Here is a 277-nt window from a genome sequence, read left to right as displayed (position 1 = left end):
ATAGCGTGTGCGGTCTGGCTTCTTTTCTGTCGCAATCAATTTAGGATAAGAAAACTCATTTTTTTCGTACGCGCCTATCTTCAAGTTTTTAAACACCTTCTGTATTGTTTTTTCATCTTTATCAATGTTTTTCATTCCTAAATACAAGGCAGCTGCCCCAGTCAACACAGGGATAATCGCCAATTCAAGCATAAAAACACCACCTTAAAAAAGAGATATTATCCCAATCATCAAGCATATTCCCGATAGCTTGAACATACATGGTAATAAAGGAACA

Annotated in this window: 1 pseudogene; it reads right to left on the bottom strand. The window is 36.5% G+C overall.

Going from position 1 to position 277, the window contains the following annotated elements:
• Positions 1-192: pseudogene (locus LD028_RS08920) on the bottom strand (FtsK/SpoIIIE domain-containing protein); the annotation flags it as partial.
• Between the last annotated feature and the right edge of the window lie 85 nt (positions 193-277).

Source organism: Anoxybacillus sp. LAT27 (assembly GCF_022030075.1).
In the GTDB taxonomy this organism is placed as follows: domain Bacteria; phylum Bacillota; class Bacilli; order Bacillales; family Anoxybacillaceae; genus Anoxybacillus; species Anoxybacillus kestanbolensis.
This window is presented reverse-complemented; position numbering and strand designations above follow the sequence as displayed.